16 protein-coding genes are annotated in these 18,240 nt (G+C 74.4%); 9 read left to right on the top strand and 7 right to left on the bottom strand.

Features of this window, described 5'->3' with window-relative positions:
• A partial coding sequence (locus tag AB0I21_RS28480) for an ATP-binding cassette domain-containing protein (protein ID WP_360565684.1) occupies positions 1-914 on the top strand: 914 nt, incomplete at its 5' end.
• Positions 915-951: 37 nt separating this feature from the next.
• Here the strand turns inward: AB0I21_RS28480 and AB0I21_RS28475 are convergent.
• Complete coding sequence (locus AB0I21_RS28475; RefSeq protein ID WP_360565682.1) at positions 952-1,530, bottom strand: TetR family transcriptional regulator; 579 nt, start codon at positions 1,528-1,530, stop codon at positions 952-954.
• A 67-nt stretch (positions 1,531-1,597) separates the two neighbouring features.
• Here AB0I21_RS28475 and AB0I21_RS28470 point away from each other — a divergent pair, with 67 nt between their 5' ends.
• Positions 1,598-2,737, top strand: coding sequence for an alkane 1-monooxygenase (locus AB0I21_RS28470; RefSeq protein ID WP_360565680.1), 1,140 nt, complete (start codon positions 1,598-1,600; stop codon positions 2,735-2,737).
• A gap of 95 nt (positions 2,738-2,832) precedes the next feature.
• On the top strand, positions 2,833-3,969 hold the full coding sequence (locus AB0I21_RS28465) for a cellulose binding domain-containing protein (protein ID WP_360565678.1): 1,137 nt from the start codon (positions 2,833-2,835) through the stop codon (positions 3,967-3,969).
• Between the two features lie 47 nt (positions 3,970-4,016).
• Here AB0I21_RS28465 and AB0I21_RS28460 read toward each other — a convergent pair whose 3' ends face one another.
• On the bottom strand, positions 4,017-4,682 hold the full coding sequence (locus tag AB0I21_RS28460) for a DUF4386 domain-containing protein (RefSeq protein WP_360565676.1): 666 nt from the start codon (positions 4,680-4,682) through the stop codon (positions 4,017-4,019).
• A 64-nt stretch (positions 4,683-4,746) separates the two neighbouring features.
• Here AB0I21_RS28460 and AB0I21_RS28455 point away from each other — a divergent pair, with 64 nt between their 5' ends.
• Positions 4,747-5,421, top strand: coding sequence for a TetR/AcrR family transcriptional regulator C-terminal domain-containing protein (locus tag AB0I21_RS28455; RefSeq protein ID WP_360565674.1), 675 nt, complete (start codon positions 4,747-4,749; stop codon positions 5,419-5,421).
• Here the strand turns inward: AB0I21_RS28455 and AB0I21_RS28450 are convergent.
• Positions 5,410-7,701 carry a DUF4132 domain-containing protein gene (locus AB0I21_RS28450; protein WP_360565672.1) on the bottom strand — a complete coding sequence of 764 codons (2,292 nt, stop codon included), beginning with the start codon at positions 7,699-7,701 and terminating at the stop codon, positions 5,410-5,412. The genes AB0I21_RS28455 and AB0I21_RS28450 overlap by 12 nt on opposite strands.
• Positions 7,702-7,967: 266 nt before the next feature.
• On the opposite strand from AB0I21_RS28450, the gene AB0I21_RS28445 reads away from it, so the two are divergent.
• The 3 genes from AB0I21_RS28445 to AB0I21_RS28435 all read left to right on the top strand — a co-directional run bounded on the left by AB0I21_RS28445 (position 7,968) and on the right by AB0I21_RS28435 (position 10,553).
• The gene (locus tag AB0I21_RS28445; protein WP_360565670.1) at positions 7,968-9,017 is read left to right on the top strand and encodes an aldo/keto reductase; all 1,050 of its coding nucleotides are present in this window, start codon (positions 7,968-7,970) and stop codon (positions 9,015-9,017) included.
• A gap of 82 nt (positions 9,018-9,099) precedes the next feature.
• On the top strand, positions 9,100-9,576 hold the full coding sequence (locus AB0I21_RS28440; RefSeq protein ID WP_360565669.1) for a DUF6582 domain-containing protein: 477 nt from the start codon (positions 9,100-9,102) through the stop codon (positions 9,574-9,576).
• 17 nt (positions 9,577-9,593) lie between these two features.
• Complete coding sequence (locus tag AB0I21_RS28435) at positions 9,594-10,553, top strand: LacI family DNA-binding transcriptional regulator (protein WP_360565667.1); 960 nt, start codon at positions 9,594-9,596, stop codon at positions 10,551-10,553.
• A gap of 12 nt (positions 10,554-10,565) precedes the next feature.
• Here AB0I21_RS28435 and AB0I21_RS28430 read toward each other — a convergent pair whose 3' ends face one another.
• Positions 10,566-11,435 (bottom strand): alpha/beta hydrolase, encoded by an 870-nt coding sequence (locus tag AB0I21_RS28430; RefSeq protein WP_360565665.1) that lies wholly within the window; start codon positions 11,433-11,435, stop codon positions 10,566-10,568.
• Between the two features lie 278 nt (positions 11,436-11,713).
• Here AB0I21_RS28430 and AB0I21_RS28425 point away from each other — a divergent pair, with 278 nt between their 5' ends.
• Complete coding sequence (locus AB0I21_RS28425) at positions 11,714-14,263, top strand: glycine-rich protein (protein WP_360565663.1); 2,550 nt, start codon at positions 11,714-11,716, stop codon at positions 14,261-14,263.
• A gap of 61 nt (positions 14,264-14,324) precedes the next feature.
• On the opposite strand, the gene AB0I21_RS28420 is transcribed toward AB0I21_RS28425, so the two are convergent.
• Together AB0I21_RS28420 and AB0I21_RS28415 are read right to left on the bottom strand one after the other, a co-directional pair.
• Positions 14,325-14,903, bottom strand: coding sequence for a LamG domain-containing protein (locus tag AB0I21_RS28420; protein ID WP_360565661.1), 579 nt, complete (start codon positions 14,901-14,903; stop codon positions 14,325-14,327).
• Positions 14,881-16,491 carry a CocE/NonD family hydrolase gene (locus AB0I21_RS28415; RefSeq protein ID WP_360565659.1) on the bottom strand — a complete coding sequence of 537 codons (1,611 nt, stop codon included), beginning with the start codon at positions 16,489-16,491 and terminating at the stop codon, positions 14,881-14,883. The genes AB0I21_RS28420 and AB0I21_RS28415 overlap by 23 nt, the downstream gene beginning before the upstream one ends.
• 153 nt (positions 16,492-16,644) lie before the next feature.
• Between AB0I21_RS28415 and AB0I21_RS28410 the strand changes: the two genes are divergently transcribed.
• Positions 16,645-17,205: a helix-turn-helix domain-containing protein gene (locus AB0I21_RS28410; protein WP_360565657.1), complete on the top strand. Its 561-nt coding sequence runs from the start codon at positions 16,645-16,647 to the stop codon at positions 17,203-17,205.
• On the opposite strand, the gene AB0I21_RS28405 is transcribed toward AB0I21_RS28410, so the two are convergent.
• Complete coding sequence (locus AB0I21_RS28405; RefSeq protein ID WP_360565656.1) at positions 17,186-18,184, bottom strand: aldo/keto reductase; 999 nt, start codon at positions 18,182-18,184, stop codon at positions 17,186-17,188. The genes AB0I21_RS28410 and AB0I21_RS28405 overlap by 20 nt on opposite strands.
• Between the last annotated feature and the right edge of the window lie 56 nt (positions 18,185-18,240).

Below are 18,240 nucleotides of genomic sequence, written 5' to 3'. Positions count from 1 at the left end.
CCGTGGAGCGCGTCGCCGCGCGGTCCCGTCCCGCCGCGCCGTCGGCCGGGGGCGCCACGGCGGTGGGGGGCGACCCGACCTTGACCGGCGCCGCCATCGCCTGCCGCGCCGCCGCCGGGGCGACCGGGCGCCTCGCTGCCGACGCCGCGCTGCCCCGTCCGGCTGCGTCGGCCGCCGCACCGTCCACGGGGGGCGCCGTGGCGGTGGGGGACGGCCTGACCCTGACCGTGGAGCACCTCGCGGCGGGCTGGGATCCGCGGCGGGCGCCCGCGCTGTGCGGGCTGGACCTGCGGCTGCCGCCAGGGCGGCGGGTCGCGGTGCTCGGCGCGTCGGGCAGCGGGAAGTCGACGCTCGCGGCGGTGCTGGTGCGGATGCTCGACCCCCGGGAGGGGCGCGTCACGCTCGGCGGCGTCGACCTGCGGGACCTGCCCGACGCCGTGCTGCGCTCCACCGTCGGGCTCGTGGGGGACGCCGCGGACCACGTGTTCGCGACCACGGTGCGGCAGAACCTGCTCCTCGCCCGGCCCGCGGCGACGGACGACGAGCTCCGCGCGGCGCTGGCCGGGGCGCGGCTCGGGCCGTGGCTCGGCAGCCTGCCGGAGGGCCTCGACTCGTGGCTCGGCGAGGGCGGCGCGACCATCTCCGGCGGGCAGCGGCGCCGGCTCGCGATGGCCCGGGCGCTGCTGGCCGGGCCGCGGGTGCTGGTGCTCGACGAGCCGACCGAGGGCCTCGACGAGCAGGAGGCGGCCGCGCTCATGGCCGACCTGCTGGACGCCGCGGCGGGCCGCACGGTGCTGCTGCTGACCCACCGCCACGACGGCCTCGACCACGTCGACGAGGTGTACGACCTGGTCGACGGCCGCCTCACGCCGTCACCCGCGTTGCGCTACCGTGCCGTCCTGAGCCCGAGCTGAGCCCCTGGTCCGCGGCTCCGCGCTCCGCCGTGGCCGCTCACGCAGCGAGCAGGCGGACCAGCACGTCCGTCAGGTCCTCCGCGGTCCGCTCGGGGGGCTGTGACGGCTGCACGATGTGGCTGACGACCAGCCGTACGATCGACTCGGCCGCCACGGCGACGACCTTCGGGTCATGGCCCGGCAGGTGGGTGCCCGCCCACTCGACGACGACGGCGGTGGCCGCCGACAGCAGCAGGTCGAGGCGGGTGGTGAGGTAGGGCAGCAGCCCGTCGGCGCCGGTCAGGATCGCCTTGATGAGCGGGTTGGCGTCCGCCTCGACGAGCGTGTGCCGGATCGCGGCGTGTCCGGCGGCGCGGACGTCGGCGCCGTGGCGCAGCAGCACGGCCCGCACGTCGCCGACGAACAGCCCGATCTCCCGCGCCGCCAGGGCCTCGGCGAGGCCGGCCTTGTCGCCGAACTCGTTGTAGACCGTCTGGCGGCTCACCCCGGCGGCGACGGCGACGTCCGCCATCCGCACGCCCTCCCAGCCGCTGCCGATGGTGAGGTCCCGGGCGGCGGTCACGAGCGTCTCGCGCAGCCGCGCCCGGTTCGTCTCCCGGTACGTCACCGGCAGCATGGTAGACGTCGGACGTTGGCGCGTCCAGATTCTTGACACAGAGGCGGTTCGTGTAAACCATGGCGGCATGACCGTCGATGCCTGGCGGGACCGCCGCCTGCCGCTCTGGCCCCTCGCGCTCGTCGTGCCCGCCCTGCCCTTCGCCGGGCTCGCTCTGGCCGGCGGCCCCGCCGGGCCGTGGGGCTGGTGGCTGGCGCCCGTCGTCGTCTTCGGGCTGATCCCGCTCGTCGACCTCGCCTTCGGCGACGACCGGCAGAACCCACCGGAGGAGGCGGTGCCGGCGTTGCAGCGCTCCCCGTACTACCGGTGGATCACGTACCTGTACCTGCCGGCCCAGTACGCGGCGCTGGTCGTGACCTGCCGGGAGTGGGCGGCCGGGGTCGGGCCCGCCGCCGGTGCGGGGCTGGTGCTGACCGCCGGCATCGTCAACGGCATCGCCATCAACACCGCCCACGAGCTGGGCCACAAGCGCGAGCGGGTGGAGCGGTGGTTGTCGCGGATCGCGCTCGCCCCGACCGGCTACGGGCACTTCTTCGTCGAGCACAACCGCGGCCACCACGTGCGGGTCGCGACCCCGGAGGACCCTGCCAGCGCCCGGCTCGGCGAGTCGTTCTGGCGGTTCTGGCCGCGCACCGTCGCCGGCAGCCTGCGCTCCGCGTGGCGCCTGGAGACCGCGCGGCTGAGGCTGCGCGGCCGCAGCCCGTGGACGTGGCGCAACGACGTGCTGACCGCGTGGGCGATGACCGTGCTGCTGTTCGCGGTGCTGACGGCCGTGTATGGCTGGACGGTGCTGCCGTTCCTCGCGCTGCAGGCGGTGGCCGGCTTCTCGCTGCTGGAGGCCGTCAACTACCTGGAGCACTACGGGCTGCTGCGGCAGCCGACCGGGACCGGCCGGCCGGAGAAGGTCGACCCGCGACACAGCTGGAACAGCGACCGCCTCGTCACGAACGTCTTCCTGTTCCAGCTGCAGCGGCACAGCGACCACCACGCGAACCCGCTGCGCCGGTACCAGACGCTGCGCACGTTCGACGTGTCGCCGCGGCTGCCGGCCGGCTACGCGACGATGGTGGTCGTCGCGCTGGTCCCGCCGCTGTGGCGCCGGATCATGGACCCGCGCGTGCTCGCCCACTACGGCGGCGACGCGTCCCTGGCCAACCGGGACCATAACTTTCACGCCCCGCCCGCTGCCCGAACCGCCACCGGTTGACCGTTGTCGATGCGTGCGCCTACCTTCCCCACGCGAAGCCAGTCGAAGCGCTTCGACGCGTGTCGAGCACGCGTGTCAGCGAAGGAAGGGTCGCCATGCGAAGGCGCACCGCTGTACTCCTGTCCACCGCGGCCCTCGGCGCGGCCGCGGCCGGCGTCGTCGTCACGGCGCCGAGTGCGTCGGCCGCCACCGGCTGCCGCATCACGTACACCATCGCCAACCAGTGGCCGGGCGGGTTCGGCGCGAACGTCACCGTCACCAACCTCGGCGACCCGGTCAGTGCCTGGACCGTCGTCTGGTCCTACTCGGCCGGGCAGACGGTGACCCAGGCGTGGAGCGCGACCGTGACCCAGAGCGGGTCGCAGGTCACCGCGAAGAACGCCGGCTACAACGGGTCCCTGGCCACGGGGGCGAGCACCTCGTTCGGGTTCAACGGGTCCTGGACCGGCAGCAACCCGGTGCCGGCGAGCTTCACCCTCAACGGCACCGCCTGCACCGGCGGCGTCTCCACGGCGAGCCCGACGCCGTCCCGGACGCCGTCGAGGACGCCCAGCTCGACGCCGTCCAACCCGGGCACCGGCGTGCCGTCCGACGCCGCCTGGGTCGCCACCGGCGCCTGGGACCAGTGGACGAACAACGGGTACACGGTCATCAACGACGTCTGGGGCTCCGGCGCCGGGCCGCAGACCATCTGGGCCCGCAGCGGCACCAACTGGGGCGTCGTCGCCGAGCACCCGCGGACCAGCGGCGTGAAGTCCTACCCGCACACCGGCAAGACGCTCAACCGCACGCTCAGCTCGCTCAGCTCGGTGCGCAGCTCGTTCAACGTCAGCGTGCCCGCCGACGGCGACTACGCGACCGCGTACGACATCTGGGCCAACAACAATGCCTACGAGGTCATGATCTGGGCGAACCAGCACGGCGCGGTCGGCCCGATCGCCGAGGCGTACGACGCGAACGGCGCGGTCCCCAACGCCCGCAACGTCAGCGTCGGCGGCCACACCTGGAACGTCTACCGCGGCTCGAACGGCGCCAACGCCGTCTTCTCCTTCGTGCGGACCAGCACCACGAACGCCGGTGCCGTCGACGTCCTGGCGGTCCTGCAGTGGCTGCGGACCCAGAACTGGTGGGGCGACGTGACCATCGGCCAGGCCCAGTTCGGCTTCGAGATCACCGGCACCGCCGGGCGGGCCGCCTTCGTCGACAACAGCTTCTCCCTCGACTACAGCTGAGGCCGCGGCCGGGGCCCGCGGCCGGGGCCCGCGGCCCCAGCCGAGACCTACGGCTGCGGCTGGAGCTGGGCCTCCGGCCGCGGGGCGGTCCGGCGCACGCCACGGACGATCAGGTAGCCGACCATCCACAGCTCGCCGACGGTCGCGGGCAGGACCATCAGGTCCGCGGCCGCCGGCACTACGTGCTCGCTGAACGCGGCGAGCACGTAGCCGGCGCCGCCGGCGACGAGGACCCAGCCGAGGGCGCGGGGCATCCAGCCGGAGCGCAGCACGCACCAGCCCATCGGGATCAGCCACAGGCCGAAGAAGAGCCCGCCGGCGCTCCAGAGCGCGCCGCTCACCAGGTACAGCAGCTGGACCTGCGCGCCGTCCCGCACCGACAGCGTGGTGCCGAGCAGCGCCGCGCTGACCAGGATGACGACCGCGTTCACGGTGCCGAAGACGGCGATCGCGCCGGCGGCGAAGCTGTCCGCGGTGCGGAACAGCCGGTAGAACCACAACGCGGCCAGCGCCTGCGTGAGGACGGTCAGCAGCTCCAGGGCGACCCCGGCGCGGGCGAGCGACCCGTGCGCGGTGACGTTGGCCAGGGTGGCGGCCGGGTCGCCGTCGACGAACAGCCGTGAGCGCACGAGCAGGAACCCGAGCCCGCCCGCGACGGCGAGCCCGAGGTAGAGCAGGCCCGTGACGCGGGCGGTGCGGACCAGCGGGTCCATGTCTCCTCCTGAGACGAGGGTCAACCTTACAAGGTAAGGGAACCATACGTTGTAAGGTGACGCAATGCGGAGTGCGCTCAGCCGGGAGAAGGTCCTGGCCGCGGCGGTGGCCCTGGCGGACACGGACGGCATCCGGGCGCTGACGATGCGGCGGCTCGCCGCGGACCTCGGCGTCGAGGCGATGTCGCTCTACCACCACGTGCCCGACAAGGAGACGCTGCTCGACGGCGTCGCCGACACCGTGGTCGCCGAGGTCGTGGCGGGCGCGGGCGGGGAGAGCGGGGGAGAGGACTGGCGGGAGGTGCTGCGCCGGCGGTTCCTCGCCGCCCGCCGGGTGATGCTGCGGCACCCGTGGGCGCCGGCGCTGCTCGGCACCCGCCGGACGATCCCCATGAGCGTCATCGGCTACTACGACGGGATCCTCGGCACGCTGGTCGCGGCCGGGTTCACCTACCACCTGGCGCACCGGGCGGTGCACGCGTTCGGCAGCATGCCGCTCGGCTTCGCGCAGGAGGTGTTCAGCCCCGCCGCGACCGGCGGCAGCATGGACGTCGAGGCCACCGAGGCGGAGCTCGCCGCGATGGCCGCCACCGTGCCGCACCTGACCGCCATGGTCGCCGCCGAGGTCCACGCCGCGGCCGACCCCACGCTCGGCTGGTGCGACAGCCAGGTCGAGTTCGAGTTCACCCTGGACCTGCTGCTGGACGGCCTCGAGAGGCTACGGCGGCTACGGGCGTGACAGGCCGTGCAGGTCGCGCAGCAGCTCCGACATCGCCACCGCGTCCACCGTGCCCAGCTCGACGTCGCCGGTGGCGTTGCGCCAGTACCCCATGCGGGTCCGCGACACGATGAGCGCGTGCAGCGTCTGCTCGGGGTGTTCGCCGGGGCGGCCGATCGAGAAGCCCGGCTCCACCCGGACGTAGGCGCGCGCCCCGTCGGGCAGCGGCCGCTCGATCCACGGCTGGTGCCCGTTGTCCTGGGGCGCGGCGCGGCTCCAGCCGAGCCGTTCGAGGCCCAGCAACCGCCCCGACGGCACCACCCGGCCGTCGAACGTGGTGAGCCCGGTGGCCTTCGCCTCCTCCGGCGTGAGCGCGTAGGTCTCCCGGGCCAGCTGCGGGAAGGGCTGCAGCAGCTCGTAGTCGGCGAACACCTCGGCCCACCGGGTCGCGTCACCGAGGCGCAGCGGGTGGGCGACCGAGACGGGCGCGTCGCCGGCGAGCTTGACCGTGTCGTCGTCGACGCCGGCGTACGAGCCGTCCTCCGCCACTCGGAAGTCCACCGTGGACGTCCAGACCAGCCGGCGGGCGATGTGCCGTACCAGCGGATGACCGACGATGAAGGAGGCGAACTCGTCCGCCGTCCAGCGCCGGCCGGTCACCATCGCCCGTTCGAACCGGCCGATCTGGTCGCCGGCGAGGGTCCGCACGTCCTTCTTCAGCGCCGTGAACCGCTGGTATGCGGCCGGTCCCAGGGCGGCGTCGTCCCGCGCGCCGGGCTTCGGCAGCGACTTGAGCCGCTTGCCGGCCTCGTCCGCGACGGTCGGGCGCAACTGGTCGTCGAAGCCGACGACGAACCGGCGCGGCCCGTAGTCGAGCACCAGGCCGCCGCCGTCGTCCAGGCCGAGGTCCGGCACGAGCCGGTCGGCGAGCTGCTCGCCGGTCAGGCCGAGCCGCGCGGCGACGGCGTGCAGCATGCCGCGCGCGGTCGAGCGGAGCCCGGCGAACTTGACCTTCTCCGCGACGTCGTTGAGGTGGATGAGCGCCACGTCGGTGCCGAGCCCGGTCAGCACCGACAGCCCCGCGACGGCGCGCTGGTGCCCGCCGGTGCCGGGCCACACCTTGATGAGCGGGGTCAGCCGCCGCACCACGTCGTCGTCGCCGATCCAGGCGAGGCAGTGCATCGCCCACGCGGCGTTCGACGGCATCCCGATCGACTGCCACCGCTGGAAGAGCGCCCAGCCGAACGCGGCGAGGGACGCCCGGTCGCACGCCGCCACGACCTCGGCGAGCCCGTCCGGCGCCGCACCGGCCCGGGACCGGCTCAGCAGCGCGACCAGCCGCCGGGCGGCGCCGACCGGCAGGACGCCGCCGCCGGCCAGCCGGACCCGCGGCAGGATCGCCGCGTCCGCCCACCCGGGCAGCTCGGGCACCGGCCCGCCGTCCAGCGGTGCCGGCACCTCACCGGAATCCTCGGGCGCGCCGGAGTACCCGGCGGCGTACGCCTCGGCCAGGGCACCGGCCGGGCCGTCGGCCCCTTCGAGGAGGCGGACGGCGCGGGCGGGGGAGCGCTGCGCCGCGTCGAACAGCGCGAGCAGCGCGTGCGGCTGGGCGGCGTGCGCGGCGAGCGCCCGGAACGCGTCGTCCTGCGGCAGCGCGGCGAGGGCGGTCGCGATCCGGGCCAGCACGTCGCCCCGCCAGGCGGGCAGCATGCCCATCCGCTCGCCGAGGACGGGGACGATCGCGTCGCCGACCCCGTCCAGGACCGTCGCCAGCGAGGCGTCGGACTCGATGAGGTGCTCGCGCCAGTGGGCCGGGTCGAAGCGGTCCAGCTGGCGTCCGTCGCCGAGCGACCACAGGACGAGCCTGACCACGTCCCCCTTCCCGGCGGTGTTCGCGACCAGTACGTCCTCGTCGACCCAGTCCGAGCACTCCGGCAGCAGGAACGCCGCCGCGGCCTGCGGCAGCGGGCCCCGAGCGGCGCGCACCGGCGCCAGGGCGGCGCGCACGGGCGACGGGTCCGCCTCGTGGACGAGGTGCGCCCGGACCCGGCCGAGGATCGGCATCCAGTCCAGGTTGCCGGACTCGGCGGGCAGCCGGCGGACGACCGGCTCGTGGCGCTGGTGGAACCTCGTGCCGGGCTCGCCGACCCGCAGCCCGGCCAGCTCGGCCGCGGCGACGGCGGCGAACACCGGCCCGCGGGCCGCGATCCAGGCGTCCGCGACCACGGCCGTGTCCACCCGGGAGCCGGCGAGCTTGCGCAGGACCTTCGCGGTGACGGCGGCGGCGCCGAGCGGTGGCACGGCGGCGGTCCCGCCGGCGGGAACCCCTCCGCCGCCTCCCGCACCTCGGCGTCGGTCTCGGGGCGGGCCAGGGACTCGGCGAGGTCGCCGGCCTTCGTCGCGACGAGGCGCTCGAACTTCTTCACCGCGTCCTTCACCCCGACCGGCGGCGGCACGGCCGTGCCGCCCCGCCGCGGGTACATCCCGGCGAGCCACGACGACGGAAGCACGGGCGATTCCTCATTGCGCACCGGCACACCCTAATGGTCCGTGGGTATGGTGGCGGCGTGGAGTATCGCGCGCTCGGCAGGTCCGGTCTGATGGTGTCCGTCCTCACGATGGGGACGATGACGTTCGGCGGCAAGGGCGGCTTCGCCGCGGTCGGCGCCACCGACGTTCAGGAGGCGCGCCGACAGGTCGACATGTGCCTCGACGCCGGGGTGAACCTCATCGACACCGCCGACGTCTACTCCTCGGGTGAGTCGGAGCGGATCGTCGGCGAGGTGCTGCAGGGCCGCCGCGACGACGTGCTGGTCGCCACGAAGGTGCGCATGCCGATGGGGCCCGGCCCCAACGACGCCGGCCTGTCCCGGCAGCACGTCATCGCCGGCTGCGAGGCGAGCCTGCGCCGGCTCGGCACCGACCACATCGACCTCTACCAGCTGCACGAGTGGGACGGCGTGACGCCGCTGCAGGAGACGTTCGAGGCGCTCGACCTGCTGGTCCGCGCCGGCAAGGTCCGCTCCGTCGGGCTGTCCAACTTCGCCGGCTGGCAGCTGATGAAGGCGGTCGGCACCGCGATCCTGCACGGCCTGCCGCGCCCCGTCAGCCAGCAGATCTACTACTCGCTGCAGGCCCGCGACGCGGAGTATGAGCTGATCCCCGCCGCCGTCGACCAGCACCTCGGGGTCCTGGTCTGGAGTCCCCTGGCGGGCGGGCTGCTGTCGGGCAAATACCGGCGCGGGGTCGAGCCACCGGCCGGTGCCCGCCACCTCAGCGAGTGGGACGAGCCGCCGGTGTACGACCAGGAGAAGCTCCACGACACGGTGGAGGTCCTCGTGGAGATCGGCGCGGGGCACGGGGTTTCGGCCGCCCAGGTCGCCCTCGCCTACATCCTCGGCCGCCCGGCGGTCACGTCGCTGGTGATCGGTGCCCGCACCGGCGAGCAGCTCGCCGACAACCTCGCCGCCGCCGACCTGGTCCTCACCGCCGAGGAGCGCCGCCGGCTGGACGAGGTGAGCGCGCTGAAGCTGCTCTACCCGTACTGGCACCAGGCGAAGACCGCGCGCGACCGGCTCTCGGCGGCGGACCTCACCCTCCTGGGCCCGCACCTGTAGGCCCACCCGGGCCGCGCCCGCGCCCGGCATGGACCGATGGATCCCGGGGGTACAGCGGCGGATCCTGGGGTACAGCAGCAGTATGGCTGCACGCAGACAGAGGAAGAACGAGCTGGATGCCGGCGACCGGAACGTGATGCCCGACAGCGCCTTCGCGTTCCCCCGGCAGCGCAAGGAACCGCTCAACGACGCGTCGCACGTGCGCAACGCGATTGCGCGGTTCGACCAGGTCCGTGACGCGACCGACGCGGAGCGGGCGGAGGCGTTCAAGCGCATCAAGCGCGCCGCGAAGCGGCACGGCGTCGACATGACCGAGACGCGCTGGCAGGAGCTCGGCAAGCCGTCCGCCACCATGAGGTCCTCCGACAAACCCCGCGCCGGCGCCGCCCGCGGGAACCAGTCGCGCGCCGGCGCCGCCCACGGGAGCCAGTCGCGCGCCGGCGCATCCCGTGGGAACCAGTCGCGCGACGAGCTGTACGCGGAGGCGAAGCGCCGCGACATCAAGGGCCGCTCGTCGATGAACAAGAGCCAGCTGGAGCGGGCGCTCAGCGGCAGTTGATCGACTACCGTTACGGCATGGAACAGCAGCGTCCGAAGCTCGCCGACGTGGCGCGGGTGGCCGGAGTGTCCCGGGCGACCGCGTCCCGGGCCATCAACGGCCTGCCCGGCACCACGGACGCGATGCGCCGCCGGGTCCGTGAGGTCGCCGCGCAGCTCGGCTTCGAGCCGCACGCGGCCGCGCGGGCCCTGGCGACCGGCCGGGCCGGGTCGAGCCGCCCGGAGCACATCGAGGTCCTCATCGTCGACCCCGACCCGGCCGCGCTCAGCGTCAAGCCGTTCTACGGCCGGGTCCTCACCGGCGCGACGCGCGCCCTCGCCGGCCACGACGTCGCGCTGCAGGTCAGGCAGGTCCCGGCGCCGCCGTCGCGGGCCGATGACCCGCCGTTCGGCCAGGTCCTCATCAACGTGCCGGCGGCCGCCGCGGCCGCCCTGCGCCGCACCCGCACGGTCGCGCTGGGCGAGACCGCGCCCGGCATCCCGTTCGTCGCCCCCGACAACTACGGCGGTGGCCACCAGGCCGCCACCCATCTCGTCGCGACCGGCCGCCGCCGCGTCGGCGCCGTCTTCGGCCCGGCGACCCCGTGCGCGCAGGAGCGCAAGGCCGGCTTCCTGCGCACGATGGCCGCCACCGGCCAGACCGTCCTGTCGGTCGACGGCGACTTCACCCGCGCGCGGGCCTACGCGGCGATGCGGGAGCTGCTCATCCTGGAGCCGGACCTCGACGCGGTCTTCGCGGCGTGCGACGTCTCCGCGATGGGCGTCCTGCAGGCGCTGCGCGAGGCGGGCCGGAAGGTGCCCGACGACGTCGCCGTGGTCGGCTTCGACGGCAGCGCCCTCGCCGAGGCCGCGGACCTGTCGTCGGTCTACATGCCGGTGGAGGAGGAGGCCGCCTCGGCGATCAGCCGCCTGCTCGACCCCGCCCTCCCACCGGCCGCCCGCCTGCCGACCACGCTCACCGTCCGCGGCTCCAGCTGAGGCGGGTGTTGTCTACGCCAGCACCTCGCGGAGCTTGGCGGCGAACTCCGCGGGTTTGCCGGCGTACGGGTGGTCGCCGCCGATGAAACCGCCGTGGTGGCTGGGGAAGACGGTCGTCTCCTGGCCGAGCAGCGCCGCGGTCCCGTCGGAGGTGCGGGCGGTGTAGGTGCCCGCGGACTCCTCGCCGACGGCGACCACGATGCGGGCCTGTGCGGCGGTGAGCGCCGCCGCGTCGGGCCGGTAGTCGGTGATCGGCCACGACCGCTTCGACAGCAGCGGGTCGTCGCGGCTGCCGTCGTCGTCGGCCGGCATGCCGAACATCGCCGGGTCGGGGGTCGGCTGGTCGAAGAACTCGTCGGTGAACTCGCCCTGCCACGACGTCATGAGGATGAACGCGGCCATGCCGGCGCCGGCCCCCTTCGCCTCGTAGGCGTCGTTGAACATGGCCCGCGCCCGTTCGGCGGCGGCCGCGTCGGGCAGCACCGCGTTGATCGGCGGCTCGTGCGCGACCAGCGTGGCGACGTCGCCGGGGTGGGCGGTGACCAGCTCGAGGGCGGTCACGGCGCCGCCGCTGGTGGCGAACATGTCGACCGCGCCGGCGCCGAGCTCGCCGATCAGCGCGTGCAGGTCAGCCGCCTGTTGCTGCGGCGTGTTGTCGTTACGGCCGTCGCTGCGCACGCTCCGCCCGAGGCCCCGGGGGTCGTACGTGATGACGGTGCGGTCGTCGAAGTGGCCGGCGAGCTCGGTGAACCCGTCGGCCGTCATGGGCTGGCCGATCATGAACAGCACCGGGCGCCCGTCGGCGGGCGGGAGCGGCCCGCGGACGTCGTAGACCAGGTCCGCACCGGGCAGCGCGAGGGTGTGTGTCTGCGTCTCCACCATGCGGCGAGCCTAGGGCATCCCGGGCCCGCCGGCTGGCGATCCGCACGGCGGTGCGCCGTTCGGGGGCGCTGCCCGCGAGACGGTGATGCGCCGTTCGGGGGGATGCATCGCGAGCCCCATCCGTACGCCTGATATCCGAAATACCCCCTAGGTGATTGTTTTCACTGCTTAAGGTGATTTTTGGTATCAGATCAACGGGGGAGAGCAGGTTGGAGCAGAAGTTCGGTGCCTGGCGCGATCGCGCGGCGAGCACCCGCAGGCGGCGGCGAACGGCGGGCATGGCGTTGGCCGTCGCCACGACGAGCGCGATCGTGCCGTTCATCCACGCCGCACCGGCGCAGGCGGCCGCCGTCACGTGCACGCCGGTCAACGGCACCGACTGCGTCCGGTTCACGTACACCGGGGCCGACCAGACCTTCACCGTGCCGCCCGGGATCACGCTGATCGAGGCCGCACTGTTCGGCGCCGGCGGCGCGAGCTCGCTGGAGGGCAAGGGCGGCGGTGGCGGATACACCACCGGCACGATCGCCGTCACCCCCGGCCAGGTCCTCACGATCACCGTCGGCGAGGGCGGCAAACCCGACTCCGCCGTCGCCACGTACGGCGGCGGCGGCCGCGGCGGCAACTACGCCGTCTCGCTGGTGGAGACCTCCCTCGAGAAGGGTGGCAGCGGCGGCGGCATGTCCGCGATCTGGTCCACCTCGTACGGTGTCGGCCCGCTGCTCATCGCCGGCGGCGGCGGCGCGGCCTCGGTCGAGACGGCCAACGACGGCGGCGGAGGCGGCGGCGCGACCGGCGGCGGCGGGTCGGGCGGGGCCACGGCCGGCGGGGGCGCCAGCCAGATCGCCGGCGGGACCGGCGGCGACAACAACACCTGCGAGGAAGGCGACGACGGCGGCGCGTTCCAGGGCGGTGCCGGCAGCAACGGCTACAAGCCCGGCGGCGGCGGTGGTGGTGGCTTCTACGGCGGTGGCGGCGGCGACTGCAGGTCCGGCGGCGGGAGCGTCCAGTTCGCCGGGGCCGGCGGTGGCGGCTCCGGGTACAAGCACAACAGCGGCGTCTTCGGCGCCTACACCTACCAGGCGACCGACGACAAGTCCGCCGGTGACACCGCGGCGCTGCACCAGTCGGGGACCGGTGGCGCCGAGGAGAACGGCCAGGTCGTCATCCAGTGGGTCACGCCGCCGACCGCGTCGCCGCTGACGTCGTCCGGCGCATACGGGGCGGCGCAGACGGTGACGGTGCCGGTGCCGCTCACCGGGACGGTCTTCCTGCTCGACGACTCCAACGCGCAGGTCACCACCCTCACGGTCCCGGGCCAGGGCACGTACACCGTGAACCAGGCCGTTATCACGTTCACCCCCGCCGAGGGCTTCTCCGGCACCGCTACCCCGGTCGGCTACCGGGTGAAGGTCGGCGAGAACAACGCGAACTCGACCTACACGCCGACGGTCGCCGGCCCGCCGACGCCGACCGCGCCGACGCCCGCCGCGCTGACCAGCACGGGTGCCGGCACCACGCCGCAGAGCGCGACGGCGACCGTGCCGTCGGGCGGCACCGTCACGCTGCTCGGGGCCACCGGCCAGCAGGCCACCAAGGTGACGGTCGCGAAGCAGGGCACGTACGTGCTGACCCCGGCCACCGGCGTCATCACGTTCACGCCCGTCGCCGGGTTCGTCGGCACCGCCACCCCCGTCAAGTACCGGCTGACCAACGCCGCCGGCCTGTCGGGCGACTCCACGTACACGCCGACCGTCACGAAGCCCGCCAGGCCGAACCCGGTGGCGAAGACCACCACGGGCCTCGGCACCGCGACGCAGGCGGCCGACGTCGACCTGCCAGAGGGCGGGACGGTCGAGTTCGTGTCCGGCGGCACCACGGTCGCGTCGCTAACGGTGCCCGGGCAGGGCACGTACGGCTGGAACGGCACCGACAAGACGCTCACCTTCACACCGTTCGCCGGCTACATCGGGGTCGCGACGGCCGCCACGTACCGCGTGACCGACGCCTACGAGCAGCACGGCGACGCGACCTACACCGCGACGGTGACGATCCCGCCGCCGCCGGCCGCGCCGGACCGCACCACCAGCGGCGTGGGCGTCACACCGCAGACGGCGACGCTGCCGGTGCCGGCGAAGGGCACCATCGCGCTGATCGACGCCGACGGCAACGCGGTCACGTCCCTGTTCTTCCCGGGCAAGGGCACCTACACGCTGGAGCTCGCGGCCGCGGGCGGCGCATCGGTCGCGGCCGCCGGCACCGTGCCGAACCCGTCGCAGCAGGAAGGCTCCGCCACCGTCGTCTTCACGCCGGTGCTGGGCTTCCACGGCCAGCTGCCACCGGTCGACTACCGGGTCACCGACGCGTACGGGCAGACGGCGAACGCGACGTACACGCCGCTGGTGACGATCCCGGCCCCGCCGGCGCCGCCGAGCCAGACCACGCAGGGCCCGCCGGACAAGACGCAGACGGCCACGCTGCCCGTGCCGGCCGGCGGCTCGATCACCCTGCTCGACGCCCGGGGGCGCCCCGCCGTCGTGGTCCGGATCGCCGGCCAGGGGACGTACGTGCTGCAACCGGCGAACGGGCACATCAGCTTCGTCGCGGTCACCGGCTTCGCCGGCCAGGCGGCCAAGGTCCGCTACCGGGTCACCGACGCCTACGGCCAGACCGCCGAGTCGTACTACTCCGCGTACGTCTTCGGCGCGGCGCTCGCGGTGACGGGCCTCGGCCTGCTCGACCTGATCCTGGTCGGCTCGACGATGATCCCGACGGGCGCGACGCTCATGGTCCTGGGCGGCCGCCGCCGTCGCCCACGGCTCGCCTGACCACCGGACCGGTGACGGCCACCCAGGCCGTCACCGGTCCGACACGAAGTCCCGTGCGGTGCTACACCAGGGCTTTGACCTGGGCGGCGGTGAGGGCGCGGTCGTAGGCGCGGACGTCGTCGACCGCGCCCGCCCAGTAGTCGACCGGGGCGCCGCCCCACCGGGCCCGGCCGATGACGAGCGGGCCGGTCGCGGCGTCCGCGGCGCACGCGTCGATCTGCCGGGCGAGGACGCCGTCGACGTAGAGGCTCAGGTGCCCGGCGTCGGCGTCCCGCACCCCGGCGAGGTGATACCAGCGGCCCGTGACCGGGGTGAACGGGGCGAGTGCGCGCCGGTCGGCCAAACTCATCGCGAAGGTCTTGTCGGCGCCGCTGTACTGGAGGAAGAACGCGCTGCTCGTGGCGCCGTCCTGGCTGACGACGGTCCGGAACGCCCCGGCCGCGTCCAGGCGCACCCAGGCGGCGACCGTGTAGTTGCCGGTCGTCGGCAGCACCGCCCGGCCCGTGTCCGCGTACTGGCCGGAGCCGTTGAGCAGCAACGCCTGCCCGGCGTGCCCGGCGGTCCACTGTGGAGCGCCGACGAGGGTCGCGCCGCCGGCACCTGACGAACCGGCGCCGTCAGCGCAGCGGGACGTCCACATAGGATCCGCCGGCGACGGTGGCCGTGGAGCCGAGGGTGTTGGCGTCGTAGTACAGCGGGTCGGTCGTGTCGATGACGAGGGTCAGCGAGTGGCCCGCCGGCACGTCGTACGCCGTCGCCGACAGCGAGAAGTCCAGGCTGCGGCTGCCGGTCGCGGTGCCGAGCCAGGTCGCCGGGGCGTGCGTGATGAGCTTCGCGTTGCCGAGGCCGTCCAGGTCGTACAGGTACGCGACGACCGTGCCCTGCGCCGCGGTGCCCGTCAGGTTCAGGTGGACGCGGGGGATGCCGCGGATCCGGGCCGCGGTCGACGGGCGGTCCGACGCCCAGACGCCGGCGCGGAGCCGGTCGACGGACGGCAGCCAGATCTGCGGCAGGATCCCGGTGAGCGCGGCGGCGCCGTTGGTGAGCAGGACGACCCCGCCGTCGGCGGTCGTGTTCAGGTCGCCCGGCAGGGTCTTGCTCCAGCCGGAGGACGGGTTGCCCCCGAGCAGGCCGGTGCCGTCCCACCAGCGGATCTGGCCCAGGCCGTACCGGCGAGGACTCCCGCTGAAGGAGGACCAGGCGGAGTAGGACTCGGTGGCGGCGTTGTGCGGCTTCACGAGCACGCCCGGCTCCTGGTCGATGCCGGTGGCGACGCCCGCCAGGTACTGGTCGAACCAGCGCGACGCGCTGTTCCACACGTCGTTGGGCAGGCCGGCGACGCCGGTGAGCTCGGCGATCGCGTGGTCGCCGGGGCGCAGCTCGAGCCGCTTCGGCCCGGCGAGCCGGCCGTAGAAGTCGGCGAGCTGGTTGGGCGGGAAGATGGAGTCGCCCCACGAGTTGGCGATGAGGACCGCCGGGCGGCTGGCGTTGATCGCGTCGAGGTAGGTCGCCGCGGACCGTACGCCGGCCCACTCCATGATCTGGGCGACGTTGCGGTTGGCGTTGAAGTCGCCGAGCTTGCCGGTGAGGTCAGGACCGGCGTTGCCGAGCAGGGCGGCGGCGAGCTGCAGCAGCCCGGCCGACTGCTGGTGGCGGGTCTGGTCGCCGTACAGCGAGTAGACCAGGTCCGTCCATCCGCTCATCGCCACGACGGCGCGGATCCGGCGGTCGAAGGCCGAGCCGAGCAGGCTGATGCCGGCGCCGTACGAGATGCCGCCGGCACCGATCCGGGCCGGGTCGGCGGCGGTGTTGGCGATCGTCCAGTCGATGACGGCCGACAGGTCGGCCATGTCCTTCGGCCCGGCGGTGTCGATCTCGCCGCCGGAGGCCCACCAGCCGCGCGGGGTGTAGGAGACGACGACGTATCCACGGCCCGCGAAGGCCTTCGCCTGGGCGATGTACTCGAGGTCGTTGAGCCCCCAGCTGGCGGGGAACACGATCGCCGGGTAGCGGCCGGCGGCGGACGGGGCGATCACGTTGGCCTTGAGGACCACGCCGCCGGCGCCGGTGATGTCGACGAACCGGAACCCGGTGGTGGCGACCGCCGCGGTCTGCGCGGTGGCGGCGGCCGGTGCGGCGGTCGCGGGGGCGGGGGCCGCCGCGGTCAGGACGGCGGCGGCGAGCACGGACAGCAGGCAGACGGGCAGGGATGTTCGGCGCTTCGCCATGCGCCCTCCTTCATCGGGCGGGGGACAGGCAGGGGCGGCTGCCTCGGTGGCGGGAGCGTAGAAGCGGGTACCGAGAATTTGAAGTTCATGACATTATCGTTACTAGTCGGTAACATGAGGGGTCGCTGTGCCGGTTTTGAGGGGGTGGGGGCCGTGTTGTACGGCGTACAGACGCCGCGCCGCCGGGACGCGCAGCGCAACCGCTCAGCGATCGTCGAGGCCGCCACCGAGCTGATGTTGGGCCGGCACACGACGGTGCTGATGCCGGAGATCGCCCGGCGGGCCGGCGTCGGCCAGGCGACCCTCTACCGGCACTTCCCCGACCGGCAGGCGCTGACCGCCGCGGTCGTCGCGCACGAGCTGGCCCGCCTCGAGGCGTTCGTGGCGGCGAGGGCCGACCGCCCGGCCGCGTTCCGGGACGTGCTGGCCGAGCTGCTGCGCACGCAGATCGCGATGCGTCCCCTGGTCCTGCACGTGCGGCGGCTCGATCGGCAGACGCGCGACCGGTACCAGCAACGCATGATCACCACGCTCACGGCGCCGCTGCGCAGCGCCCAGCAGGCCGGCCTGGTCCGGTCCGACCTCACCCCGGCGGACCTGGCGCTGCTGTGCACGATGGTCGAGGGGGTGGTGGAGGCCGCCGGCCCCGACGCCGCGACGCGCTCCATCGACCTCATGCTCGACGGCGTCTGCGTCACCGCCCCGCAGGCGTAGGCGCGCCGTCCGGCAGCAGCCCCGCCGCCTTGAGCGACCCCCACAGCCGCGGCGGCACCGGATGCGCCAGGAGCCCGGCGCTGCCGGCGATCTCCTCCGGCGTCCTCGCGCCGACGACCACCGCCGCGACCGCCGGATGCCCGAACGCGAACTGGATCGCCGCCGCCAGCGGCGGCACGCCGTGCGCGGCGCACACCTCGCGGACCGCCCTGACCCGGTCGAGCAGCGCCGCGGGGACGTCCGGGTAGCCGTACGCCGCCCCGGTCCTCGGCTCGGCGAACAGCCCGGCCTGGAACACGCCCGCCGCGAGCACCGCCACCCCCTGTCGCGCGCACAACGGCAGCAGGTCGGCCAGGCCCGACTGGTCCAGCAGCGTGTACCGCCCGGCGAGCAGCACGCAGTCCGGCCCCGGCCCAGGCGCCTCCCGCAGGAACCGCGCCGCGACGTCCGCGTGGTTGACGCCGAGCGACACCGCCCGGATCACGCCGGCGTCGCGCAGGTCCGCGAGCGCCCGGTACGCCTCGCCGAGCGCCACCGGATAGTCGAGGTCGGGGTCGTGGATGTGCAGCACGTCGACCCGGTCGAGCCCGAGCCGCTCCAGGCTGTCGTCGACGGATCGCCGCACCGCCCGGTAGCCGAAGTCCAGCCGCGGCCCGACCCCGGGCGGCGGGTCCGCCCAGATGTCCTGCGTGTCCGGACCGCCGGGCTCGATCAGCCGGCCGACCTTGGTGCACAGCACGAACTCGTCGCGCGGGCGCTCCCGCAGTGCCGCCCCCGACCGCGTCTCCGAGCGGCCGTACCCGTATACCGGCGCCGTGTCGAACAGCCGGATCCCCAGCTCCCAGGCCCGGTCGACGGTCGCCACCGCCTCCTCGTCGCGCACCGGCGCGAACAGCCCACCGAGCGACGCGAGCCCCAGCCCGAGGCGGCTCACCCGCAACCCGGTCCGGCCCAGCTCCACCACGTCATCGGCCCGCACCCCCCGATCATGCCCTGCCCGTGGCCTCTCGTGGCCTCTCGGTGGTCTCTCGGTGG

The organism is Dactylosporangium sp. NPDC050588 (assembly GCF_040654975.1).
GTDB classification, from domain to species: domain Bacteria; phylum Actinomycetota; class Actinomycetes; order Mycobacteriales; family Micromonosporaceae; genus Dactylosporangium; species Dactylosporangium maewongense.
This window is presented reverse-complemented; position numbering and strand designations above follow the sequence as displayed.